This window comes from Nitrospira sp. Nam80 (assembly GCF_965152575.1).
Window position 1 is genome coordinate 3,766,117 of the sequence record NZ_OZ224216.1, and the last position, 26,555, is coordinate 3,792,671.

General features: G+C 60.7%; 12 protein-coding genes and 2 riboswitches. Of the genes, 5 read left to right on the plus strand and 7 right to left on the minus strand.

What is annotated here, in order from left to right; all coding sequences use genetic code 11:
* The first annotated feature begins 110 nt into the window (after positions 1-110).
* Entirely contained in the window at positions 111-293 is a 183-nt protein-coding gene (locus tag ACWGXE_RS17805; RefSeq protein WP_447599351.1) for a hypothetical protein, read from the plus strand.
* A 603-nt stretch (positions 294-896) separates the two neighbouring features.
* Here ACWGXE_RS17805 and ACWGXE_RS17810 read toward each other — a convergent pair.
* The 4 genes from ACWGXE_RS17810 to ACWGXE_RS17825 all read right to left on the minus strand — a co-directional run bounded on the left by ACWGXE_RS17810 (position 897) and on the right by ACWGXE_RS17825 (position 6,570).
* A complete protein-coding gene (locus tag ACWGXE_RS17810) occupies positions 897-1,340 on the minus strand; it encodes a Fur family transcriptional regulator (RefSeq protein WP_447599352.1) in 444 nt (147 codons plus the stop codon).
* 103 nt (positions 1,341-1,443) lie between these two features.
* A complete protein-coding gene (locus tag ACWGXE_RS17815; RefSeq protein WP_447599353.1) occupies positions 1,444-2,094 on the minus strand; it encodes a hypothetical protein in 651 nt (216 codons plus the stop codon).
* A gap of 1,239 nt (positions 2,095-3,333) precedes the next feature.
* Positions 3,334-4,452, minus strand: coding sequence for an energy transducer TonB (locus tag ACWGXE_RS17820; RefSeq protein WP_447599354.1), 1,119 nt, complete (start codon positions 4,450-4,452; stop codon positions 3,334-3,336).
* 12 nt (positions 4,453-4,464) lie between these two features.
* Positions 4,465-6,570: a TonB-dependent receptor gene (locus ACWGXE_RS17825; protein WP_447599356.1), complete on the minus strand. Its 2,106-nt coding sequence runs from the start codon at positions 6,568-6,570 to the stop codon at positions 4,465-4,467.
* A gap of 26 nt (positions 6,571-6,596) precedes the next feature.
* Positions 6,597-6,769, minus strand: a riboswitch (cobalamin riboswitch).
* A 432-nt stretch (positions 6,770-7,201) separates the two neighbouring features.
* A riboswitch (cobalamin riboswitch) is annotated at positions 7,202-7,375 on the minus strand.
* Positions 7,376-7,536: 161 nt separating this feature from the next.
* On the opposite strand from ACWGXE_RS17825, the gene ACWGXE_RS17830 reads away from it, so the two are divergent.
* The 4 genes from ACWGXE_RS17830 to ACWGXE_RS17845 all read left to right on the plus strand — a co-directional run bounded on the left by ACWGXE_RS17830 (position 7,537) and on the right by ACWGXE_RS17845 (position 13,830).
* Positions 7,537-8,403: a carbon-nitrogen hydrolase family protein gene (locus tag ACWGXE_RS17830; RefSeq protein WP_447599357.1), complete on the plus strand. Its 867-nt coding sequence runs from the start codon at positions 7,537-7,539 to the stop codon at positions 8,401-8,403.
* Positions 8,404-8,795: 392 nt separating this feature from the next.
* On the plus strand, positions 8,796-9,308 hold the full coding sequence (locus tag ACWGXE_RS17835) for a sigma-70 family RNA polymerase sigma factor (protein ID WP_447599359.1): 513 nt from the start codon (positions 8,796-8,798) through the stop codon (positions 9,306-9,308).
* A 186-nt stretch (positions 9,309-9,494) separates the two neighbouring features.
* The gene (locus tag ACWGXE_RS17840; protein ID WP_447599360.1) at positions 9,495-10,547 is read left to right on the plus strand and encodes a FecR family protein; all 1,053 of its coding nucleotides are present in this window, start codon (positions 9,495-9,497) and stop codon (positions 10,545-10,547) included.
* 514 nt (positions 10,548-11,061) lie between these two features.
* The gene (locus tag ACWGXE_RS17845) at positions 11,062-13,830 is read left to right on the plus strand and encodes a TonB-dependent siderophore receptor (protein WP_447599361.1); all 2,769 of its coding nucleotides are present in this window, start codon (positions 11,062-11,064) and stop codon (positions 13,828-13,830) included.
* A gap of 80 nt (positions 13,831-13,910) precedes the next feature.
* Here ACWGXE_RS17845 and ACWGXE_RS17850 read toward each other — a convergent pair whose 3' ends face one another.
* From ACWGXE_RS17850 to ACWGXE_RS17860, 3 genes are read right to left on the minus strand one after another with little or no spacing between them, the layout of a single operon-like run.
* Positions 13,911-18,590 carry an amino acid adenylation domain-containing protein gene (locus ACWGXE_RS17850; RefSeq protein ID WP_447599362.1) on the minus strand — a complete coding sequence of 1,560 codons (4,680 nt, stop codon included), beginning with the start codon at positions 18,588-18,590 and terminating at the stop codon, positions 13,911-13,913.
* A gap of 54 nt (positions 18,591-18,644) precedes the next feature.
* Positions 18,645-21,878, minus strand: coding sequence for an amino acid adenylation domain-containing protein (locus ACWGXE_RS17855; protein ID WP_447599364.1), 3,234 nt, complete (start codon positions 21,876-21,878; stop codon positions 18,645-18,647).
* Positions 21,879-21,882: 4 nt separating this feature from the next.
* The gene (locus tag ACWGXE_RS17860) at positions 21,883-26,553 is read right to left on the minus strand and encodes an amino acid adenylation domain-containing protein (protein WP_447599365.1); all 4,671 of its coding nucleotides are present in this window, start codon (positions 26,551-26,553) and stop codon (positions 21,883-21,885) included.
* Positions 26,554-26,555 lie beyond the last annotated feature (2 nt).

The following is a 26,555-nucleotide window of genomic DNA, read 5'->3' on the forward strand; positions in this document are numbered from 1 at the left end:
AGAAGTGATTGATGCAAAGCAACGGATGGTTCGTTGGAGACAGCCACCGAAGAATTATCCGCTAAATGCCGGCGGGGCCCTGCTGTTCAATTGATTGGAAGGCAAGACGCATGCGGAACTCGCCCGAACGCTGGGAGTCACAGCATCTGGTCGTATGCCTGGAGCAATTGCCGAAGGGCAAGGGGATCGATCACCACAAGCTCACCGCATCGATTGCATTTGATGACAATGCCTCGCTTCTCGATACGAGCGACCATTCGGCCGCAGTCGCAGCGAAGATCTCTGTCGGCTGATGCGGTGACGGTGCGCTGTTTCATACGGAGCCTGTAGACGCGTTCCCTCCTATCTATATGGGACGATCAAGCCGGCCTATCCCTCACCATCAATATGGCCCTAACCCCAGTCGCGGTCTTTCTCCCGTTCCTCGGAATGTCTGGGACGGCAATCTCGATGCCTGTCTGGCCGAAGCCGTCCCGTGCGCCCGCTGGCACAGGAACAAGGCTTCCCTAGATCTTCATTTCGTTGGCGGCCTTGTTGGTAAAGATCAGCGAAGCCCGACAGCAACCAAAGCATGCTCGACCTTGATCGCGGGGCGCCGGCGCAAACGAACGCGTGGACCTGCGGCCACTGTAGCAAGAGTCTTAGCAGTTCCGGAACCGTCGCCATTTCGAGAGGATGAGGCCCGCATGGTTAAGCCCTGTCTCTGCCCATTGAGGGTAAGTTTCAAAAAGCCCTGTCGATTGAACAGCACGAGTACGCGATGGTGAGCCGTGGCATAGAAGAGTTGAGACCTGCGCCCCAACCGTGCTGGCCACGGTGGAGCTGTAGTTCTAACCAGACGCTGAGCTGTGGTCCCAACCGATGATGAAGGAAGCTAGCTGCGGCCTTGCTGCTCCTTAGGAGAACTGGGCTGTTCTGGGGTCTCGGCAACCCGGACAGACTCCGTACACCTCGAGCTTCCGGGCAGTGAGATGGAAGCCGTGTGCCGCAGCAATGTGCTGTTCCAGGTTCACAATGACCGGACTCTCAAATTCGACGATATGTCCGCATCTGGTACAGATCAACTGATCCTGTTCGCCGGTCACCACGATATTGTCATATTGGGCTCTGTCCCCGAAGTACCGTGGCCGCGCAAATCCCACTTTCACTAACACTCGCATGGTTTGATAAATCGTTCCCACGGGTGTCCGATGCCCGTTCCGATTCAACAACGCGTACAGGCCACGGATTGAAACGTGGTCATGAGACAGAAACGCAAGGACTATGCGTTCGCGCTGTATGCTCCACTTGAAATGCGAGCCCGTCAGACGCGACCGGAACAGGTCCATGGTTTCCTTCACGAACCGCTTTCCTTTCCGTGGAAACGTGGATGGAAAAGGGAGTGTCATGTGTGCACACACGGCCCGCCGGAGCGGCCGCCCTAGCGTAGGCGATTGTCTAATCTCATTGGACATTCCGAAGTTTCTTGATCTCTTCCTCGTTGAAGGTATGCTGAGCCGGCGTCGGTGTCGATTCGCCGAAATGCCGAAAGGTCGCCTCCACCAACAGGGGCGCCAGCTTCGGCAGTTCATTGGTGTAGCCGGTGTGGGTCGTTTCTCCCCGCCATAGCTCGACCAAATGCCCCGCCTCACGCGACTTCGGCAAGTCGCCGACGACGATCACCACTTGGCTGGTGACGCGCCGCGCCGACGACGGGTCCGACGAGGACATGCTGCCCCCGTAACCACCTGCACTACCATATCCGGAACTGTCGGTGGAAGTTCCGGACGGGGCTGGCCTGGGCGGCCGAGCGCCGAGCGAGCCGGGGGAAGATTCAGTCACGCCGTAGCCAAGATAGATGGCAAGCTGCGCGACCCTGGCTTCTGTTTCTTTATAGCCCCGCTCGTTCATCTTCGCGGCAACGAACCGGGCATAATCGGCACAAGCAGGGTCTTTCTCTACCTCCATGGCCGGAAAGATCGCATACGTCACATGCGGCGGAATCGGTGCATCGGCTTTTGGGGTTCCCTTGGTTTGAATTGTCGTCGTTGATGCGCATCCCGTGTGCAGCAACAGTAACGCTGCCACCGGCCCAAACAACCATCGCCTCTTCATGCGTAAACCTCCCATAGAGTGAAATCCGTCACCGCACCGCCCCGGCCAAGCATAGCGCACAGCCGGGAAAAAGGAATGTTCCTGGACCGCAAAGCACTGCTCTCCCGGTAGTCTCCTTCAGGGAAAATGTTTATTCATCTGGAAAAAAACATTCCCCCCCCACACGCCATCCTGTTAAGTGGGATCTCAGGGAGCCAACATGGCAGGGATCACCAAACGAACAGGTCGTGCATTGCTTAAGTCACTGCTAAGGCTCGCCGCGTTTGGTCTCGTCTGCGGCACCTCCGTGCATGCCTCCGCAGGCACAGAGACGGATGATTCAGGATGCATCACAGGACGGCCGGGCGCTCGTCATTTCCGACAGTCTCTATGGAGCGGGCCCTTTCGAACCCTGTTCGAAGGCCTGCACTATACGTTGAACAACAAAGGCTTCGCACACCCGGTCCTGACGCAATGGCTTGAGACGGGGTAAATCGGGACGCGCGGACCACGTCCGAAAGAAGCCGGCCGGGTCGTTCGTTCCCTAGCGCACCGCGAACGAGACCCGTGAAGACAGCACGCGATGCACGCTCGCCTGACCGTTCGCCAGATTTGGAGGATGCCGATTCTCATCGGGGTTCTCAGCGGCATCGGTTTGTCTGCGCTCTCCTGGGCAATGTCCTCTGGGATATCTTGTCCTGGGCAGCGCTCGCTACTCCGGTGGCCGTTGCCCTCTGGTATGTCGGTCTATCCGTCGTTCGTCGTTCGTCTCGTATCTCGGGGATGACAAGCATCTACTTTCCACGCTTCACGAGGTCCACGACGCGAACGAGCGACGTTTCACGGACGGTCCCATGAATCACTCCTCACCGCTCGATCTTGAACGCCTGTTTCAAGCTCATCAGTCTGAATTGATCGCGCGGCTTCAGACGGGGCACAACGAAGCCAAGGGGTTAAGTTCGATCTGACCGCCCAACTGCTGCCCGGCTGGAAGGTCATCGCGACTTACGCCTACACCGATGCGCGGATTGCTGCAGACACGACGATCCCGGCGGGAAATCGTCCACCAATCGATATTGGGCAGGAATATCTGGTGGCTGAGGGAAAGGTGTAGAACGTGTAGTGGAGCGGCATCATAGCCGGCAGTGTCCGATGGGCGGCGCGAGGCTTCCATGAGCACATGGAGAATGTCAACAATCCAGCTTATGAGTCCCTGTTGGTGAATCGGCTCTAGCACATCGGATTTGCACCCTTCAGCACCTATTCGAGTCCGAAGGAAATTGGAACCCGGAATCTGACCCTTGTGGCTCCCAGCGCGCGGTCCAGTTCAAGCGGCGAAGCACGCTTGATCAGCACCGCCGCTTCACGGTCGAGAGAGCCGTTTCCCGAACTTTCCGCAACACTCACGTCATCAATTCGGCCATCCGACCGGATGGTCACCACCATAACGACTCGACCCTCCCACTCGTATTCCACAGCATCGTCCGAATAGTTTTTCACGCGATTGATGCGTTCCCACAGCAACCGTTTCAGCCATCCGTAATCCGGACCGGCTCCCTTACCAGACCCGAATACCGAAGCACTGGCCATCGGCCCAACTGTTGCCGTTCTTGCTTCCGAGGACGTTGTCGCGTGCGAGGCCTGTCCAGAGCCTCCCATCTCTGCTGTTTCCGCTGAAGGTTTCTCAAGTATTTCCAACTTCCTAAGAGAAGTTGCTTCTCCGCCCTGTGAACCCATCGGTTTCGCGATTGGGGATGGTCGAGTTTCGGCTGACGCCCCCTGGACGGCGGCCGGCCTTATCAGAGCGGCCTGACGCTGAACGCTACCGGGTGTGACGACCGCGGTTGTCTCAACGGAGCCGGCTCCCAACAGACTGGGTTGTTGGCCGGTCATGCGCCCATCACGAATTTCGGATCGCTTCACCTCGTACTGTTGGCGCTCGTTCGATCTCTCGACAGCCGTATGTTGGATAGCATCTTTGGCCACCGGCTCGCTGTGTACGGATTCGGTCGCCACAGCCGAGGACTCCGGTGTGATCACTTGCCGATTTATTGATTGCGTGACGACCCCCTGGACCGGCAATTCCTCTTGAGTGACAATTTTCCGGAGCTGCGTCCGACGTTGCACCGGTCGAGCTGTTTCGACCGGTTGCGGCAATCCATTATCCCCCTCGCCTGCCTCGATGGTCTGGGGAGCCGAGATATCCTGTTCTACAAGCCTCACGTCCCATCGAAACGGCGCCGTCGCGTCGACAGCCAAATGGAACGGTGCAACGAGGACTAATGTGACCGCTGCCGCATGGAGAGCAACCGAGGCCAGCCACGCCTGCCCTTGCAAGTCCGGTCCTCTCGCCATATAACTCGTGGATTCCTCAGCCACGGCCCTCCCGGTTTACAACACACTGAAGTTGACTCGGACTCCGCCAAAGATAGAGCGGCCCGGCGTTCCGAAATACAGAATTTCTTCGTACCGTCGATCGAAGAGGTTATCGACGCGTAGATAACCCTGCACCTGCTTGTTGATGTCGTACGTCGCTGATAAATTCCACACATCGAAACCCGGCGGCGACTGCGTCGCCGCCGCGTCATTGAATCGCTGGCCGACGTAGCGGAATTCCAGATTTATGCGAAACGGATCGATTGGCTGATAGCTGATGATCGCCGAGTATTGCTGAAGCGGCCATCGCGGCAACCGGTTATGCGGAGGAGTGGTCATATCTCGAGTAGCCGTATGGGTATACTGACCTTGCACATCAAGGCTTCTCGCCCAGCGCAGATCCCGCAGGACATTGGCCTTGATGCTGACCTCCACCCCTTTCGCTGTGGTGCTTCCGAAATTGAGCGGACAGAATCCGAAAGAGCCCGGGATGCCCGCACAGGCGACCGGATCAAATGTCGTCAGAATTTGATCCCGATAGCGGGTCCAAAAATAATTGGCGCTGACGGTCACGCGTTTATCAAAGAGGGTTTGGTCGATCCCCACATCGCCGCCCTGGCTTTTTTCAGGACGGAGATTGGGATTGCCGAATCCGGGGAAAAACAGCTGATTGATCGTCGGGGCATGAAACCCGGTGGCGTAACTCGCCCGGATTTTTGTTCCGGTTTCCCTGTGGAGATAGCCGGCGGTCACTCGATAGGTGGTCGCGCTGCCGAATACATTGTATTCGTCCTGACGAATCCCGGCCGTTCCGAAGAGCCTGTCCCAGAGATTCAGCTGTGCTTCGGCAAAGCCGGCATTGGACGCCACGCGCCGATCGGAAAACGAGCCGACATTGTCGCCGATCATCTCCCGGTACTGATACCCCGCGGTCACGGACAACGGCTTGATGATCTGAAAGTTGTGTTGCCATTCGATTCGATTGCTATACGTGCGAATATCCGAGGCAAACTGAAAAGGGACGCCGGTCTGCCCCGTAACGAGGTCTCGAAAGAACGCCCCGTCCTGCGTAGTTAAATTGTCCGTTGCCCTGGCTGCCGTGACTTTCGTCGACCACCACGTTGTAATCGGCTGAAAATAATTCCCTGAATAGACAAACTGGTTGCTGCGAGTTCCGGCTCCCAACACGTCGGCCGGATTCGTTCCATTGAATCCATCAAACTTCGTAAAACTGTTCAGCCATCTAATATCGAATTCCAGCCGTCCGTTGGTCGGTAGATTCCAGCCAAATCGGCCGGACCCCTGCCAGTTGCGCAAGCCGTCCATTTCCGTCGCCCCGCGGCGATAGTTGATGGCTGAGACACTTGAGATATCCCAGCGGCTCAAGGTAGCCGACCAGTCAAAGGCTCCTTTCTGACCGCTGATCGTTCCGCCTTCGCGAAGCGAATTATAGGAACCGTATTCCAGGAAGCCTCCGACCGAGAGGGGTCCGCGCCCACGCTTCGTCGTGATACTAATCACGCCGCCCATCGCGTCCGACCCATACAACATACTTTGGTTTCCGCGCAGGATTTCTACGCGCTCAATGTTGTCTGTCGTGAGGAAGGCGAAATCGTAGGCTCCGTCGGTCGCGCTGTTGACGATCGCCCCATCAATCATGACCATGACCTGCTCGGCATTCGAACCGCGAATACGAACGTTGGTGGTCGTGCCCTGTCCTCCGCTGGAAAACACGGCCATGCCTGTCGCCAGCCGCAAGGCTTCCGCCACGGTCTTGAGATTGCGCCGTTGCATCTCCTGTCCCGTCATCACTTCCACTGCGCTCGTGACATGGCTCACCGGCTGTCTGGTCTTGGTCGCGCTCACGACCACCTCATCGGTTTGTTCGAGTTTCGCGTTTTCGACCGCTTCGTCCTCGGAAGGAGACGTGGCGGAAGTCTCTGGAGAAGCCGCTTGTTGGCGCTCTGCATCAGGCCAACTTTCTTTCTGCTGCCCTTCCGCAGGGGGCTTGTCTTGAGCAATCACCGTTCCCACGCCCCAACAGAACGCCATCCATGCCAGAACGCCGATGAGCCCGGCACACCAATAGTGACCGGGTATTACATTGCGCACCCTTCCCATTGTCAGCTCCCTTTCGCTCGAAGGGGGATCAGACACATCCGTCAGTCGGGTCTCCTGACTCGCGGATCATCAATCGTCCACGCCTTCCCACGTGCCGAAGCACGCAGTGGCATTCGTGCGGACGCTCTCCCCGCTTACAGTGGCGGCACCGTGATGGCTTTCCACCATCTTCCCCGGCGCTGACGGCTCGCTTCTGTTCCTTGTGAAATCCCTCTCGGTGTATGTTGCGTACCCACACACAGCAACGGAGTGGACCGGGTACGGATCCACTCCGTTCGTCACGTTGAACCGCGCGACTCCCTCGCAACCGAAACGGCGGCAATGCTCACGACGCGGCACGGACGCCACGCGAAGGCCTCGCGCATGTATAGGACTCTGCTCGTGAGGTATATGGATATGCGGATCAGGCTGCGGAAACTACAAACGGATACGGGACGCCGCGCGACAGACAGCCTAGCCAAGACAAAGACCGTACTGGCGGGCCTGCCCAGGAGGAGCGCCGGCTCACTAAACGGACCGACATATCTGAGAGACGGAGCAGGCAAAAAAAATCCCCGGGGTCGATTGCCGACCAGATCCCGAGGATTGCTCCCGCCTCCATCCTCCCCCTTCTCTCCACCCCACGGGAGATCAGGAGTCTACACCTCCGGCCAGGTCTTCTGACTCCTGGTTCATCCAACGCCGATGTCTTCCCATTCACGTATGCGAACAGTGACACTCGTACTCGGCGTTGTCCCCAGTTACAGCGGCGGGACCGTGAGGGATTTACACCCTCTTCCCTTAGACCAGAGTGGTTATGTGTCGCGCACACTAGAGGAGAAGAATCCGTCGTGTCAAGAACGAAGTAGTGGTCGCAATGAGCTCGCGTGAGCAGGCAAGCTTGAGCAAATCAGCATGGTGGAACCAAGAGATGCCTGGAAATGACCGTTCCTGGGTGGTATGTTGCGGGCGCCCGCGAGGGAAATCATGAAATTGAACAGGCGTCAATTTCTCCAGGCCAGTATGTGGGGGGTCGCGAGCGCCATTGTCGCCCCCTTAACACAAGCCCAAGCCGGATCTCACACCTTGCGCATTGCATTACTTCATCTCGCCCCCCGGCCCGCCGATCTCGCCTACAACCGCTGCCTGCTTGAACAGGCCCTCGTTACCGCAGCGGAACAGCGCGCCGCATGGATTCTGACACCCGAGCTGAGTATTACCGGCTATACCTTCGCCGACGCGATCGGCACGGATTGGATCTTGCCCCAACCCGATCCATGGATGAAAGACATCGCCGATCTGATCGCTCGTCTGAACGTCACCGTCTTCATGTCCGTCCCTGAGCGCGATCCGCACACGCACCACCTTCATAATTCCGTCTGTGTCATCGCCCCCGATGGGTCTTTCATAGGCTGTCATCGCAAGATCAATACGCTGCGAGTCGGGTCGGAGTCCTGGTCGAATCCCGGAGAACGGGTCGCCCCCTTTCCAGTTGCCCCATTCGATCGTGTCGGAATTCTTATTTGCGCCGATGCGTTTTCCCCGGACATCGCGAAGCGTCTTCACGCACAGGGAGCCCAACTTTTGGTTTCATCAGCCGCCTGGGCGCCGGGGCTCCATGGCCCGAACGGGGAGTGGGAGCGATGTACGCGCGACACCGGCTTGCCGCTTCTCGTGTGCAACCGGACGGGGCGTGATCGAACACTCGATTTCACGAAGGCGGAGAGTGTCGTCGTGCGGGACGGCCGCCGACTGTTGTCGATGTCCTCGGAACAGTCTGTAATTTTTATGATCGACTGGGACTTGAAGGCACAACACTTGATCACCACAGAGTATGAGAGAATTGTGCTATGAACCAGCCGCGCACCACCTTTCCCGGCGAATACAGCCTATTGAAGTGAGCAGCTGCCTCGTCCATGAAGTCTCATCCAAAGTCCGGCGCAGGTGTGGATGGTCAGGTCCTACACGTCTTCATAGTAAAGGCTTCATTGCCCGGTCCCTTCCTTCTGATGGCGCCGGGCAGCGCTGCGGGAGCCGGGGTGGTGTGCTCCACTCCGCCCCCCAACGCACCTGCTCGACCATAGTGGGGTGACCCTCTTATGGCCGGCGGATCGGTCTCATCCATCCCACACAAATTCTCGACACCTGGAAAGTAAACATTCCCTTCCTTCCATCGGTTGGCTAGGATCACGCCTTGGCTGCCTACTCGACCATGCAATCGAGAGGTCTACCCAGGCTCCTGCCATATGGCTGAATTTACTGCTGCAGAACGATTCTCGGTTTTCCACGAGTACTATGATGAGCTCGTCACGTATCTCACGGCGAAGCTGCGCTCCCGCGACCACGCTATGGACGTAGCACAGGAAACCTTTCTGCGAATTCTGACCCGAGAATCACCTCAGCCCATCCTTCAGCCACGGGCCTTCCTTTATAGGACCGCGTTTAATCTCTCGATCGATCTGTTCCGAAAACGCCGGCAGCAAGCCGAAGAGACCTTGGATTCTGAAGAGATCCAGGGTCTCTTAACGATGCCGGCCGATCAGGAAAGAACCGTCGCGGCCCGGCAACAAGTGCGCATCCTCTATCGCGCTATTCTGGACCTGCCGCCCAAGTGCCGGCAGGTCTTTCTCCTCTATAAATTCAAGGAGCGCTCCCATGCGCAGATTGCCGCCCATCTGGGCATCTCAAAAAGCATGGTCGAAAAGCACATCATCAAAGCAATGACCCATTGCCGGCAGCGATTGGAAGAAAACCCTTAGGCTGCCGGCCCCATTCTGGATGGCGCACCCGGTCCGTCCCGTGCCATGCCCCTAATTATCGCTACGAACTCAAGGTCAGGTTCTTCCTACTCTGATTCGTCCTAACCAACAGAAGCTTCGTTGAATCGGCTGCCTGTTGCGCCGAGTTCAAGCATCGCGCATAGTAACGCCGAGCGGCGAACCGACATGGTGCATGATCACGACGACCCGACGGCCCCGCCAGCACGGCAGCAAGCCATCCGATGGATGGTGCGCCTCCGTTCAGGAAACGCCACACGATGCGAGCAGGACGCATTTGTTGCCTGGTTAGCTGAAAACCCGGCGCACCGGCACGAATTCGAGCAACTCTCCATCATGTGGCGTACGCTGGATGCCGCCAAACCCTTGTTCGAGACGGAACTCAACCGGGTCGAGGCCGGCTATCAATCAGATCCGACCACGCGACGGGTGCATCACCGGCCGCAGCCGGGACGGTGGCTTCCGACCGCCGGCGCGCTCGCAGCGTGCTTCATCCTGGCCGCAACCTGGTGGCTTGTGTTGACGCCGAAGACGGTCCGCTACCAAACCGCGAAAGGCGAACAGCGGCAGGTGAACCTTGCCGACGGCTCATCGGTTTTCCTGAATACAGCGTCCGAAATCGTGGCACAGTTCTCGGACAGTGAACGGTTGGTCGTGCTCAACCATGGAGAAGCGTGGTTTGCGGTACGCCACGACGAGACGCGGCCCTTTCGCGTCCAGGTCGCCAACGGCGCTGTGGAGGATATCGGCACGCAATTTATCGTGAACAAGTCGGCAGAAAAGGTTCTGGTTTCGGTATTGGAAGGAACAGTCGAAGTCCGCGTGGTCGCGTCGCCTGAATCGCTTCGCGCCGCCAAGCCGGCCGTGCTCCATCATGACGAGCAAATCTGGTACGACCCCGATGGGCGCCTTTCGTCTATCGGTTCGTTCAATCGATCCATGATCGGCGCATGGCGTGAAGGCAAACTTATTTTTCAGACGCAGCCGCTCGAACAGGTGCTCGCCGAAATCGCCCGATACAGACCCGAGGAGATCCGCGTCATCGATCCCGGCCTGAAAGGTACGCCGGTGAGCGGGGTCTTCAACATTCACGACATACGCAGCTTCGTCCAAGCATTGCAGGATGCCCTGCCGATACAAGCGACCTGGGTCAATCCTCAACTCATCATCGTTGAGCGGGCGCCGGTCGCCGCGACTCCGCCACAAGTCTTGAATCACTGACTGCGAACCCGATAGCCCGCCTTCGGCAGCCTTTTACACGAAATTGCTTCTCCCTACGTCAGGTCTCTAGGGCCACATTTCGTCTTAGGTATGGTGTGCCGGTATCCGCTTCCCGCGGGCACGGGAGTTCGCGCCGAAGTATCGCGACAGTCACGGCAGTCACCGAGTCCGATCAGCCCGCACTGTTCATGGCGCTTCGTCGCGAAATCGTGGAGTCGCCAGGCGAGGTCCCCGGCGCGAAGAATAATGAGCGCCGCGTTTGTGCGCGACGCCGAGGCGGTAAGGTGGCTGGACCTGAGCGGCGAGCACGCTCGCCATACCGAGGTTCGCTTGACCCGCCGCGTTCGCTCAGATCGCGACGGAGAAGTTTGTGACCATTGACTTTGTGTCGTCGTAGCAGCGAATCCGCGATTGGAGCAGAAGTGTTCATGAATAACACGGGCTAACACAGCCGGACCACCGCCGGCCGCATGGACGACATGGGAATTGTTCATTTCGCAACCAGGGGGAAAGGATGCGCCACAAGATCAGGAAGCACCGGAAGAAGCCAGTGGGCGAAGCGGCCTTGCGCCGCATTCAAGCCGCAGTTGCGGCAGCCGCCGATACGGTCGCAGGATATGATCGGAAGCGGTTTGCATGGGGCTTCATCGTCAGCCTCTCCGCCTTAGCTCTGGGCGCCTATCATCCGGCGATGGCGCAGGACAAGCGATCGCAGGATTGGAAGCAGGGGCCGTATGACCCGGATCAGGACGATGTTGCTTTACGGGCCAATGGACCGAGCGGGCGAAGCGCGTTTGATTTCGCCGGGCGCGCCGGCCAGACACGGGACTACGATCGTGGCGCAACCGCGCCTATCCGACTGGCCGCAAATGAGGAACCGCCGGGCGGCTCAAAACAGCCGTTCGATGTCCCCGAAGGAGACTTGGAGGGAGCTCTCCTGAATTTTTCTCGGCAGGCGAACTTACAGATCCTCTACTCGTCTGATCTAGTGACTGGGCTCCGGAGCCGCGGCGTGCAAGGCGACTATACGCCGGACGAAGCGCTCAATCGGTTGTTGGACGATACCGGGCTTGAATACCGCTATTCCAATGCCGCCACGATCACGCTCCATCGCAATGCCTCGATGGGAGCAACCGCAGCAGGTGCTGCCGGGGCGGCAGCCGCATCTCAGGCGCAAGCTTCCAAACCCGTCAAAGTCCCGGAAGTAGTCGTCAAAGAGGTGGTGGAACGAACGCCGGCCAACGATCCCCCGGAAGGGTACAAGGCCGATTATTCATCAACCGTCACCCGCAGCCAGATGTCCATCGACGAGAATCCGACCTCGGTCGGCGTCGTGACCCGAGATCTCATCAAGGACACCTTGGCCCGCACGCAAAATGACGCCTTCGAAGCGGTCAGCGGCGTGTCCCGCGGCAGTTCGCGAATGGGCCGGGGTGAAGGCATCCTTATCCGAGGATTCGATGTTTGTAACTTTGATGGAAGTTTTAACGGCATGAAGGTCAATGGATTGCCGACTGATTGCGTGTTCGCCCCGGATTGGGGCATCGTCGAACGGTATGAAATCGTGAAAGGTCCGGCCTCGATCGTCGGCGGCGCCGCCAACCCGGGTGGGATCGTCAACCGCATCACCAAGACCCCGCAGCGCTACAACTTCACCACCGTCGAATCCAATGTCGGCTCCTATGGCTTTGCCAGAGGCATGATCGACGCCAACGGGGTCATGCCCAATCAGGAGAATATTCGAGGCCGCATGGTCTTTGCCGTCGAAGACGGCGGCAACTTCGTCAATTTCACCCCGGTCCGGCAATACACCGTCGCCCCCTCCGTCGAATTCGACCTATTCAAAGGCGCCGGCAAGTTGCTTATCGTCGGTACCTATCAAAAATTCCAGGGCGCCAGCTATCCCGGTTGGCCGCTCACGAGCGATGGGAAAATGCTGGATGTGCCGCGCACGCGGAACTTCGGCGGGGGCGCCGGGGTTGGAGCCTATACCAGCTATACCGGCTACAACGGCGAGCTCCATTACGACCACAAATTCATCCACGACATTAAACTGTCGGCCAAAGGCAAGGTATCGAAGTCCGACCTCACCGATAAGATCGTGTATAGCTATGCGTTCGGCGGGATTCCGCCGAGCGGCGACTCGTACCTCACCAACGGCTTTCGACACAACCGGTTCGATACTTATGCGGGCGAGTTGACCCTGAGCAAGGAGTTCTCCCTGTTCGGGCAGAAGCATGAGATCCTGGCCGGCGCGGACCATCGCGACATGACGCAAAATTTCTTTCTCGGCTATACCTATTTGCCGGAGGGCGGACCCTTTGTGATCGATAACGTGTTCAATCCGAGAAACGGGATACCTGTGGCATCGAATTCGTTCTTGACAAGCCAGGCCACGACCCCATTCAGAGCAACATTGAAGCAGACCGGCGTGTTTGCGCAAACCGTCATCCGTCCGTTCGAACGCTTGACCCTCGTCTTGGCGGGACGGCATGACGAGGCGGACTCAACAAATCGCAGTACATTGACCGGCGTGCAAAATGACCAGACGCGGTCCGCCTGGACCGGCCGAGCTGGTGCGACATTGAAAGTCACCGAATGGATGAACCTCTATGGCGGCATTCAGCAAGGCTTCGCTCCGCAGCCCTTTTTTCTCACGCGAGGCAACCAATTGCTGGAGCCACAGAAGAGTCTCAATTATGAAACAGGCGCCAGGTTGAACTTTTTCCAGGACCGCCTCCGGATCACCACCGCCGTGTTCCGGACCTATCTGCAAAATTCCCCGTCGGTCGATCCGACGGACAATCGATTCTTCATCGCGATCGGACAGCAACGCAATCAGGGGGTGGAATTGGACGTGAATGGTCAACCGACCCCCGGCCTGAATCTGAATGCCGCGCTCACCTTCCTCGATGCGGAGATACGGAGCGACACCGATCCATCGATGGTCGGCAATACTCCATTCCGAGTGCCGCGCGACTATTTTGGCCGCGTCTTCGGGACGTATGAACTGCAGTCCGGACCGTTGCGAGGGTTCGGCATCGGCGGCGGAGTTTATTTCACGGGCGGCTATGAAGTGACGTTGCCCAATAGGGTCAGTACAGATCCGTATCAACGGGTGGATGCGCTGCTGTTCTACCGCGGGAACAAACGGTACGATGTGACCGTCAATATCCGCAATCTGCTCAACCAAAAGTATATCGAGTACCCCGGTACGATAAATGCCTATAACCAGTTCGGCGCACCGATCAGCGTCTTTGCGTCACTGCGGGTGTTCTTCTAAGCAGTCAGGAGAAAGCCTTTTACGCAGGCCGGGTTCACCGGGACGATGAATCCGGCCTGCTCTCCGCCGGCATCATATCTTCATTGAATTTCTTCAAGAATGTGATCCAGCAGATCCGGGCTCAGCTCGACATCCGGGAAATCCGCGGGCGTATAGCCTGCCGCCTCCCCCGCCAGACAATGCGCAACCAGCGTGCGAAGCATCTGCGCGTACTGCTCGCCGAGCACCTCCATCGTGGCCCGGCGGTACCGGCGCCCGCTGTAGCCCCACAGCAGGTGCAGCCGGCCGTCGAGAATATTGGCGTTGATGTCCAGCTCATACGGCAGCCGATTCCGCGCATCCCGGTTGGCCCCGCCCGACTCCGGCGCCGGCCGCACCGGCGCTTCCGCCGGAAACGTTTGGTCGACCTGCCCTAAGTAGTTGAACCGTACCGGTGAGGGCGGCCGAGCGGCCAGCCGCTGCCGCACCTCGGGATCCCCGCAGCCGTAGCGCAGCAGCCCATAGCCGATTCCCTTGTGCGGGATCCGCCGCAGTTGGTCCTTCACCGCCGCCAGCACGGCCCCCGGCGCCGCGCCGGGCACCACCCGCACCATGACCGGAAAGACCGTCGTGAACCACCCGACCGTCCGCGATACATCAATTGCCGGAAACAACTCGTCCCGGCCATGCCGCTCGAGATCGAGTTGGACGACCGCGCTCTCGCTCCACCGGCTCAGCACATGGACGAGCACCGCGATCAACACCTCGTGAATCTGAATCCGCGCGGCCGCCGGCACGTCCTGCACCAACTGTCGCGTCGTCTCCGCATCTACCGATACCGTCACGATGTCGGCGTCCGCCTCGGTCGCCGCCCCCTCCGGCTCCTCCACCGGGAAGAACGGCGCGGCCTCCTGGTCGGCCCCCAGCCAATAGGGCGCCTCCGCCTGGAGCGCCGCCGCCTGACTATAGGCCTGCAGGTGCGCCGCCCAGGCTTGAAAAGAATTCGTCGCCGGCAGCCGCACTGTTTCTTGGGTGGCGAGCCCCTGATAGGCCGTCATTAGATCGTCGAGCAAAATTCGCCAGGAGATGTCGTCCACCACCAGGTGATGGACGACCAGCAGCAGGCGCGCGGTCTGCTCCGGCCCGCGAGTGAACAGCACGGCCCGGGCCACCGGCCCCGTGGTTAGATTGAGTCGCCCCTGCCATTCAGTCGCCGCCGCTTCCAGCGCCTGGGACTGCGCCGCCGCCGCGACCGTCGCGAGATCGACGCGCTCCACGGCCACCGTCGCCTCCACCGCATAGGCTTGCCGCCAGCCGTCGGCCTCCGGCGTAAACCGCAGCCGGAAAGCGTCATGATGGGCCAGCACCGTACGCACCGCGGCCTCGAGCCGGCGCAGATCGACCCCCGGCTGGACTTCTAACAACACGGCTTGGTTGTAGTAATGAGGATTCGGCAAACTCTGCGCAAAGAAGTCCTGCTGGATCGGCGTGAGCGGGACCGCGCCCTGCGCCGACCCTGCTCTTTCCGCCTTCGCCGCACTCCCCGTGCTCACCGCCGCCAAGGCCGCGACCGTCTGATGTTGAAATAGCTGCCGCGGAGTGAGCTCAATTCCCTGTTGTCGGGCTCGGGAGATCGCCTGAATAATGAGTATGGAGTCGCCGCCCAGTTCGAAGAAGTTGTCGTGAATCCCGACGCGCGCCGCTCCTAAGACGTCGCGCCAGACCGCCGCCAACGTGGCCTCGAGCTCCGTCCGCGGCGCGGCGTACGGGCGGGCCTCTCCCCGGCCCTCTTCCGGCGCCGGCAAGGCCTTCCGGTCTACTTTGCCGTTCGGCGTGAGCGGCAGCTTGTCCAGCACCACGAACGTCGCCGGGATCATGTACTCCGGCAGCCGGCGCCGCAGAAACTCCCGCAGTTCTGACGCCGCCACCGGCTCACTCGCCACCAGGTAGCCGACCAGGCGCTTGGGGCCGGCCGGCTCCTCCCGCACCACCACGACCGCGTGCGTGATGGGCGGATACTCGACCAGCCGCGCCTCGATTTCCCCCGGCTCGATCCGGTACCCGCGCAGCTTGACTTGCTGGTCCACCCGCCCCAGACATTCGAGCGTGCCATCCGCCCGCCGGCGCCCCAGATCGCCCGTGCGATAGAGCCGCGTGCCGTCGTCCCGAAACGGATGCGGCACGAAGCGCTCCGCGGTCAGGTCCGGCCGCCCCCAATAGCCGGTCGCAAGCCCGGCGCCCCCGATGTAGAGTTCGCCCACCACCCCGACCGGCACGAGCTGCAGCCGGCGGTCCAGCACATAGAGGTCCGTATTGGCCAGCGGCCGTCCAATGAGGATCGGCCCCGCCGCATTGTCGATCCGCTGCGCGGCCGACCACACGGTCGTCTCCGTCGGGCCGTACACATTCCAGAGCGCGGTCCCCGCCCGGCCCAAGCGCGCCGCCAAGTCCGGGGCCAAGGCTTCGCCGCCGCACAACAGGGTGCCCCCGGCCAAGCCCTGCCAGCCGGCCTCCAAGAGCATCCGCCACGTGGCCGGCGTCGCTTGCATCACCGTGGGATGTGTGGCCTCCACCCAGTGCATGAGCTTCGTCCCGTCCGACGCGGTCTCGGCCTCGGCCAGCGCCATCTCCGCCCCCACCATGAGCGGCAGGAACACCTCCAGCACCGCGATGTCGAACGACAGCGACGTGACCGCCACCACGCGATCGCGCGCAGACAGCCCCAACAGGGCCTGCATGGCCCAGAGAAAATTCACCACGCTCCGATGCGCGATCATCACGCCCTTGGGCCGCCCCGTGGACCCCGAGGTGTAGATGACGTAGGCCGTCTGGGCGGAGTGGCCGGCGGCCGGCCGACGGGCCGGGGGTGGGTCGGCCGGCAGCGTGCCGTCTGGGTGCACATAGAGCACCGGCGCGCCACAGGCCGGGAGCCGGTCGGTCAGCGCCCGCTGCGTCACCAGCCCCGCGACGCGCGCATCCTCCATCATCAAGGCCAGGCGCTCGGTCGGATAGCGCGGATCCAGCGGCACATAGGCGGCCCCCGCCTTCAGAATGCCGAGCAGCCCCACCACCATCGCGACGGACCGCTCCACGCACAACCCCACGCATGCCTCCGGCCCGACCCCCGCCGCCACGAGCGCGTCCGCCACCCGCGCCGCCCGCCCCTGCAGCTCCCGATACGTCAGCGCTTGCTCGGCATCCCGCACCGCCACAGCCTCCGGCGTCCGGTCGGCCTGCTCGTCCACCAACTGCTGCACACAGCGGTCGTCGGGATACGCAGCCGCCGTGGCATTCCAGTCGACCACCGCGCAGTGCCGCTCCGCCTCCGTCAGCAACTCCACCTCCGACAGCCGCGTCTCCGGCGCGCCGAGCAGCTGTGCCAGCACCAGTCGGTAGTGCCGCACCAGCCGCGTGATCGTCTCCGCCTCGAATAAATCCGTGCTGTACTGAAACAGTCCGCTCAACTGCCCTTCCATTTCAGTCATATCAAGGCACAGATCGAAGCGGGCGCTTTTCTCTTCCATGCCGACCGGATAAAACTGTAACCCCGAAATCTCGATACTCCGTCGGGGAACATTGTGCAGTACAAACAGAACCTGAAACAGTGGGGAATGGGCGAGGTCGCGTGCGGGTTGCAACTCATCAAGCAACTTTTCAAAAGGCACGTCTTGATGGGACTGGGCTTCCAACGCGGTCTCTCGAACGGCCGCCAAGTGTTCGAGTAAGGTCAGGTCCCCTGACAGGTCCGCGCGTAACACCAATGTATTGATAAACACTCCGATCAGGCCTTCGATCTCCGGCCTGGTCCGGTTGGCAAGGGGCGTACCGATACAAAACTGCTCTTGGTTGGAATAGCGGTACAGTAAGACTTCGAATGCAGCCAACAGGGTCATGAATAAGGTCACTCCCTGTTTTCGGCTGAATTCGTTCAGCTGCGCGGTGAAGGCCTCCGTCAGCGTAAAACGAATCTCATCTCCCTTATACGTCTGAACAGACGGCCTCGGCCGATCGGTCGGCAGCTTGAGAAAGGTCGGCACTCCTCGAAGCTTGTCCTTCCAGTACGCCAACTGCTTCTCCAGCATGGGTGCGGAAAGTCGCTGTCTCTGCCAGGCTGCATAATCCGCATATTGCACGCCATCGTCCGGCAACACGATGGGCGTGCCATCCGCGAATGATCGATAGGAGGCGGCCAATTCACGAAAGAAAATTCCCATCGACCAATCATCCGTAACAATGTGGTGCATCGTGATAAAAAGCACATACCGCCGGTCTTCCAATCGCAGCAGCATCGAGCGAAAGAGCGGTCCCTTTGCCAGGTTAAAGGGATCCTGAAATTCTTGAGTCAAGAAACGTTGGAGTTCTCTCTCGCGCGCCTGGTCGGCAAGGGCCCGTAAGTCAACGTGCTTGATCGGTAGAGGAGAATAGGGCATCGCAGACTGAACAGGCTGTCCATCGACCTCTGTGAAAATACTGCGCAGAGCCTCGTGCCGCAGAAGAACGGCATCGATACTCTGTTGGAGGGCTGCGATATTCAGTGCCCCGGAAATTCCAAACGCGACGGGCACATTATAGAAATGGCTGTTCGGTTCCAGCTGATTCAAGAACCACAGGCGCTGTTGCGCAAACGACAACGGCGCCGGATCGTGGGGATGAGACCGCCGGCAAATTCGGTCCGGATCTGCACTATCCCCGCCCTTGCCCTCGAGTAACTTTTGCAACAGGGCTTTTTTCACAGCCGACAGTTGCGGACGATCGGCGGCGCGCTTTTTCTGTTCCAGCATGTGTCTCTCCTACGGAATGTATAAGGAGCGAGCCAAAGTGCGGGGACTCGTGACTCATCCGGCTAGCAGGCGCTCCGCTTCACTCTCCGAGAGTGCTTCCAGTTGCCTGGCCAATGACTCCTCAATATGATCCGCCAACCCGGCGACCGTGGAGGCTTCGAAGAGATCCCGCAACGCGAGCTCGGTTTTGAAATGCTTTCGTACCCGTGACATCAACTGCACAGCCAGGAGGGAGTGGCCGCCCAACTCGAAGAAGTTGTCGTGCCGGCCGACCCGGGGCACCCCGAGGAGCTCCGCCCAAATCTTCGCCAACAGCTCTTCCGTCGGCGTCTCCGGCGGCGCATGCTCCGCCGCCCCGCGCTGGAGATCGCCGTCCTCCGGGGCCGGCAATGCCCGCCGATCGACTTTGCCGTTCGGCGTCACCGGCAAGGCGGCGAGCGGCACGATGATGGCCGGCACCATGTACGCGGGCAAGGTCAGCCGCAGCGCCGCCCGCAGGTCCGTCGCCGCCGCGTTGGAGTCCCATACGACATAGGCCACCAGCTGCAGTTGGCCCGCCAGCGCCTCCCGCACCACTACCACCTGATCCCGCACTCCCGGCACCGCGGCCAGCGCCGCCTCGATCTCGCCCAGTTCAATCCGACACCCGCGCACCTTTACTTGCTGATCCCGTCGCCCGATGAACTCCAGCGTCCCGTCCGGGCGATACCGACCCAGATCCCCGGTCCGGTACAGCCGTGCGCCGGGCTGCGCCGCATAGGGATGCGGCACAAACACCGCCGCCGTTCGGCCCGGCTCCTCGAGATACCCGCGCCCCACGCCCACGCCCCCGATACAGATCTCGCCCGTCACTCCCACCGGCACCGGCGCGAGCTCTCCGTTCAGCACATACAACTCCAGATTGGCTGCCGGCCGCCCGATCGGCACCACTCGCTCCGCGTCTACCGGCGCGGCCGTGAGCACGTAGTACGCCACATCGTCCGCACACTCCGCCGGCCCATAGGCGTTGAGCAGCGGTACCGTTGGATAGCGCACGAACCAGGCGCGACAGAGTTCCGGCGTCACCGCCTCCCCCGTCGGCAGCAGCCACCGCAGGGCGGGCAGCGCCTGCGGCGGCTCCACCGCCACGACTTCCCGCAGCAACGACGGCACTAGTTCCGCCACCGTCACGCCCGTACGTGCCAGCTCCGCCACCAGCCGCGTCGGCTCCTGCACGGTCTCATCGGCCATGATCTCCACCCGGCCCCCGCACAGCAGCGCACTCAGGACTTGCCACACCGAGATGTCGAAACAGGCCCCCGCCGTCTGCGCCACCACATCCCGCTCCGTCAGCCCCAACGTCGGGATCTTCCCCCACACGTTGTTCACCATCCCCTGTTGCGTGACCACCGCTCCCTTGGGCTGCCCCGTCGAGCCCGATGTAAAAATTACGTACCCGACTTGCTGCGGATGCGTTCGCCGCGGCGGCCGCGGGCCGCGCCCAGCCGGCAACGACGCCCGCGTGTCCACCCGCAACATGGGTAGTTCCGCCGCCAGGGCCGCCAGTCGGCTCGCCTCCGCCTCTGTCGTCAGTACGTGTCGCACTTGGCCCTGCGCCAGTATCTGGCGCCAGCGCGCCGCCGGATGCTTCGGGTCCAGCGGCAGGTAGGCCCCGCCCGCCGTGAGAATGCCGAGCAGCAGCGTCACCCACTCCACGTCCCGTTCCGCCAGCACCGCCACCACCGTGTCCGGGCCGACGCCCGTGGCGACTAAGCCCTGCGCGACCTGTTCCGCCCGCGCCGCCAGTTCGGCATAGGTCAGAGCCACCGGCCCGCATTGCACCGCGACTGCCGCCGGCGTCCGCGCCGCTTGCGCTTCAAACAGGTCCGCCACGCTCATCTCCGCCGGATAGGCCGCCGCCGTCTCATTCCACGTCCGAGTCTGCTCGGCCACCTCCGCGGGACTCAGCACCGTCAGCTCCCCCAGCCGCCGCCCCGGCGCCTCGACCATTTGCTCCAGCACGCCCTTGAACTGTGCCAGCATCCGGCGAATCGTCCCTTCATCACACTGCCGCCGATCGTAGGTCAACTGAAGCTCCAATGCCTCCAAGGGAACGATCACGACCGTCAGCGGATAATTGGTATGAGTACGGCATCGTTCATGTTGGACACGAAACGGAAGATTCTGATTCTTGAGAGAAGAATCGACGGGGAGGTTTTCGAAGACCAGGAGTGAATCGAACAGGGCCCGGCCACGCGGCACCTCGCTCCATCTCTGAATCTGTACCAGCGGCGCATACTCGTACTGCCGCAGCCGGAGGTTCTGCGCGAAGAGGGCCTGCAGCCACGACACTACATCTAGGTCTCCTCGCACCTGCACTCGCAGCGGAAGGCTATTGATGAACAGACCGACCATGTCCTCCACTCCTGCCAACGCCGGCGGCCGCCCTGCCACCGTCACCCCAAACAGCACGTCCGTCTCATCGCTGTAGCGGCTGAGCAGCCACGCCCAGGCCCCTTGCACCAGCGTATTGAGCGTCACCCGATGGCGCGTCGCCCACGCTTGCAGCGACGCCGTTGTCTCCACCGAGAGCGTCATCACCGCATCGGCCATGGGATCCAGCCCGGTCTCCGCCTCTGGCTGGCCGTGCAGCACATCCAGCGGCGTCGGCACCGTGAAGCCGCGTAACTGTTCCCGCCAAAACCCTTCCGCCTCCTGTATGTCCTGCCGCTGTAACCAGTCGATGTACTCGCGATAGGGCCGCGGCTTCGCCACCGCCAGTGTCCGTCCCGCCAGCAGGGATTCGTAGAATCGAAGGAAATCGACCATCAGCAAGGAAAAGCACCAGGCATCCATCACAATCAGGTGATAGCTGCGTGTAATCCGATACGTCGTGGCACCTGTCCTGATCAGCCGTAGCCGCAGCAGCGGCACCTTACTCAGCTCGAACCCCATCACACGTTCCTGCGCCAGCAGCTCTTCCAACGCACGCGCCTGCTCCGCCGCGGACCGGTCCCGCCAGTCCAGATACTCGAGCGGCACCGTCACCTGCTTGTGCACAACCTGAAGCGGTCGCTTCTGCTGTTCCCACACAAAAGACGTCCGCAATACCTCATGCCGGTCTACCACCTGCTGCCATGCCTGCCGAAACGCCGCCGGATCCAGCGGCCCATCCCACCAATAGCGGTCCTGCATCAGATACATCCCCGAGCCTGGCTCCAGAAGCGTATGAAACAACACCCCTTCCTGCATCGGAGCCAGTGGATAGATATCTTCAATATTGGCCGACATCTGCTTCGTCTGCGTCATGCGCTTATCCCATCTCCTTCAGTAAGTCGTGGAGTTCTTCATCCGTCAACCCGGCCGCCTCAAAATCACTGGCCATCACTCCGCCGGCGCCGGGACTCAGGCAATGAGTGATCAGTCCTCGCAATGCTTCGACATAGCGATCGGCAAGACCCCGCATCGCGACCGCGTCGCGGTCGCGCGAAGGATACCTCCAGTCGATCGACAGTTGGTGCCCGACGATCTGAACGTTCACATCCAGGACTTCCCGTCGCTTGCTTTGCGGGTCACGGGAGGATCCCACCGATTCATGCGCTAAGGTGAACAACGATTCACCTTCCAGCGCAACATCCAATTGACCGAGATAATTGAAACAGACGGCGGTGGGCAGCTCGTTCGTCAAGGCATGACGGAGAGCGGCATCCTGACTGAGATAGCGCAGGACGCCGTAGCCGATCCCCTTCTTGGGAATCCGGCGCAACTGTGCTTTGATCGCTTGGATCGCTTCGCCGGGCTTGCCTGTTCCCGGTGTGAGGGTGACCGGAAAGCGGGTGGTAAACCAGCCGACCGTGCGTGAGACATCCACTCCGTCAAACAGATCTTCCCGACCATGGCCTTCCAATTCCACATCCACAGAAGGCCGCCCGCTCCATCGGCAGAGGGTCTGGGCCAGCGCCGCGAGGAGAATGTCGTTGATTTCGGTGCGATAGACCGACGGTACGTCATGCAGCAGCGCGCGCGTCTCTTCTATACTCAGATGCACCCGCTCCGTTGCCGCATCACCGACTCGGCCCGCTCGTGCAGAGGCATCGGACAAGAGCACCGTGCGCTTGCGTCCTTCTGCCAGCCAATAGGTCCGTTCCTCGGCAACTGCACCGGTGTCGGGATACATCCCTAGCCGCTCGCTCCAGGTTTTCCATGACGTGGTCTTCGCCGGCAGTTCGACCGGCTGTTTGCGGGCCAGTTGCCGGTACGCCGTCTGTAAATCTTCCACGAGCACCCGCCATGAGACGCCATCGACCACCAAGTGGTGCACCACCAGCAAGAGGCGGCCCGGTTCCTCCGGCCCGCGATCAAAGTACACCGCCTGCAATAATGGTCCTTGTGTGATATTGAGAGTTTGTTGCACCTCTGTCGCCAATGTTTCGAGCACCTGCGCCCACGACAGACTTTGCCCATGCATTACCTCCCTGAGATCAATCCGGCGACATAGAGGGTGTGTCTCTGCCGGAGCATAGGCTTGTGTCCACTGACCTGATGGATCCTGCTGAAAGCGCAACCGGAGAGCATCGTGATGCTCCACCAAGATCTGCATGGCCTGCACAAGTAGCGGCAAGTCCAGCAGCCTTTGCATCTTCAGAAGTACGGCCTGATTCCAGTGGTGGAGGTTGGGATGCCGGGCCTCAAAGAACCAATGCTGAATCGGAGTGAGCGGCACCGTCCCGGTCACCGGCCCTTGCGACATCCGACCATTCAGTGCGCGCACAACGGCAACTTCCGCCAGCCTTGCAATCGTCGGCCGCTCGAACAATTGCTTAGGCGTCAACTTGAGGCCGCTACGATGAGCGCGTGCAATAATCTGTAGACTCAGGATCGAGTCGCCTCCGAGCTCAAAAAAATTATCGTGCCGGCCGATCCGATCCCGTCGCAAGACCTCTCTCCAGATCTCGGCCAACCGTTGCTCGACATCCGTCTGTGGAGCGGCGTCAATTTCTGCTCTCTGGTCACGTGACTGGTCCGGATCCGGCAAAGCCGCCCGGTCGAGTTTGCCGTTCGGCGTCAATGGGAAGGCGGTCAGCTCGATCATAGCTTGCGGCACCATATAGTCCGGAAGCTGCCGTGTCAGGCGTGAGCGGAGATCAGCCAGTTGTCCAGCTGCGCCCGATGTCGGCACCACGTAGGCCGCGAGCTGTTTGGCCCCGGCTGCGCCGTCGCGCAGCACCACCACGGCTTCCTGAATGTCCGGATAGGCCCGCAAGTGAGCTTCGATCTCGCCCAGCTCGATCCGATACCCGCGCAATTTGATTTGGTGATCCCGTCGACCGAGGAACTCAATAGATCCGTCCTCTTGATAGCGCGCCTGGTCGCCGGTCCGATACATGCGCGCGCCGGCCTGGCTGAACGGGTCCGGCATGAATCGGTCGGCCGTCAATCCCGGCTGTTGGTGATAGCCCTGTGCGAGCCCTGCTCCGCCGAGATATAATTCGCCTGTCAATCCGACCGGCGCTAGCTCCAAGTGCCGATCCAAGATGTATGCTCGACTATGGGCGAGCGGACGCCCGAGCGGAACGGTCGCACCCCGTCGCGGCCCCTGGCCATCGACTCGATGCGTGAGGACGCCCACCGTCGTCTCAGTTGGGCCGTAGTGATTGATCACCGCACAGGCGGGCGCCAAGGCGTGAACGCGCTCGACGAGAGGCCATGTCAGCGCCTCCCCGCCCAAGACCAAACACTCGCACGGCAACACCTGCTCCGGATGAGTGGCGTCCAGCAAGCCGGCCAAATGGCTGGGCGTAATCTTCAACACGTGGATCTGCTCTCGTTGCATGTACGCCGCCATCTGCTCAGGGTGGAATCCCCGGTCAGTAGACAGGAGATGGAGGGTCCGACCGGCGCACAGCGCGCCAAACAACATGGTATGGCCAAGGTCGGCTGCCACAGTCGAAATCAAGGCCCATTCGGTAGCGGTTTCCGGCACGGCCATGGCCGCCAGCACGCCGGTCAGGTAGCTCACGAGGGCGCGATGGGACACGGCCACCCCTTTGGGCTGCCCGGTAGAGCCGGAGGTATAAATTACATAGGCCGAGCACTGCGGATGAGGCGGCGACAAGTTTGTGTCGGCGCCGCCTTGGCCCTCTCCATGAATCACATCCTCGATGTCCCATATCCGGATGGTCTGCAATGCCGCGACCGTGTCGGCGGAGAAGGTCGCACGCACGGCGGTTTGCGCAAGCAATACCGCGACGCCTGCATCCCGCAAGACAAACACCAAGCGCTCCGGCGGCATCGAGGGCTCTACCGGCACATAGGCGGCACCGGCCTTCAGGACACCCCAGATGGCAATCAGGAGTTCAGGAGACCGTTCGAGACAGATCCCGACTCGCACGCCGGGTCCGACACCGGCGGCGCGTAACCGGTGAGCCAATCGGTTCGCCCGCCGGTTCAGCTCGCCATACGTGAGTCGTTGCTCTTCAAAGACCAATGCCAGTCGATCGGGCTTTCGACCAGCTATGGCTTCGAACAGTTCATGCACGCACCGGCTTTCCGCCGACATGCTGGCTGTTGGATTCCAATCCACCAACATGCGCCTCCGCTCTTCCGGCGTGAGGAGCGTCACATCTGCAAGACGACCGTGCGGATGGGTTATCATCCATTCCATGATCTTCCGGAACTGCGCCAACCATCGCGTCATCATGGCGTGGCTGAATCGCTCATGGGCGTAGCACAGTGTGATCTGAATATCCGCACCAGGCTCGACCACCAGGGAAATCGGATAGTTGTTCCGTCCCTTGGTCAGCCAATAGCCGTCCCGGGCATCTCCCATAGGACGCGTGCGAATTTGCAGGTCATGAAGGGCCAAGCCGGTCTGCTCGCGAATGGGGAAATTCTCGAAGACGACGATGGTCTCAAACAAAGACCGGCCGCTCGGCACGTCGCTCCAACCTTGAATTTTTGCCAGCGGCGTGTATTCGTAGTGGCGGAGCAGGCTGTTCTGCTCCTGCAAGAGCTTCAGCCATGAGGATACTTGGGCGTCATCGCCGATTCGCACCCGAACCGGCAGCGTATTGATGAATAGCCCGACCATGGTGTCCGCGCCGTCCAAATCTGGTGGACGTCCCGAAACCGTCGTGCCGAAGACCACGTCTGTTTCCTGGTCATAGCGGTGAAGCAACAGTGCCCACGCGCCTTGTATCAACGTATTGAGCGTGAGCCGCTGCTGCCGAATAAAGACTCGTACCCGTTCGCTGTCTGCGGGCGGCAACACGACCGTTTGTTCGGCGAAGGGCAACATGCTTGGTTCTGACGTCGACGGCGCTTCCCCGGGGGGGAGCCTTGTCGGAGCCGTGAAGCCGGTCAGGTATGTCCGCCAAAACTGTTCGGCTTCTTTGAGATCCTGCCGTTGCAGCCATGCGATATAGTCCCGATAGGGGCGTACGGGATCCAGCTTCGGCTTCTCTCTCTGAATCAAGGCGCCATAGCAGTCCAACAGATCGCGCACCATCAATTGGAAGCTCCATCCATCCAGCAATATGTGATGGTGCGTGTACAGCAATGCATAGTCCCGCGGCCCGGTTCGAATAAGCCGCAACCGCAGTAACGGCGCCCGCCGAAACTCGAATCCCTGTCGCCGATCTGCCTCCAACGTCGCACGCAGGTCCGCAGCCTGTGCGGCTTTGCCGCACGATTGCCAATCCGCATACTCGATCGATAGCCGTACTGTCTTCTGGACCACTTGAATGGGACGCGGCACCTGTTCCCAGACAAAGGCCGTTCGCAGAACCGCATGGTGCTGAACGACCGCCTGCCAAGCCTGCTCAAAGGCCGGCACATCTATGGTTCCCTCCAAGTGATACACCGCTTGATCCACATAGGGATCGACTCCCTCTTCGGCGACATGGTGGAAGAGGAGCCCCTCCTGCAAATGGGAGAGGTAATACATCGATTCAATTTCGGCTCGGCGTGGGGTGGTCGGCATCATGT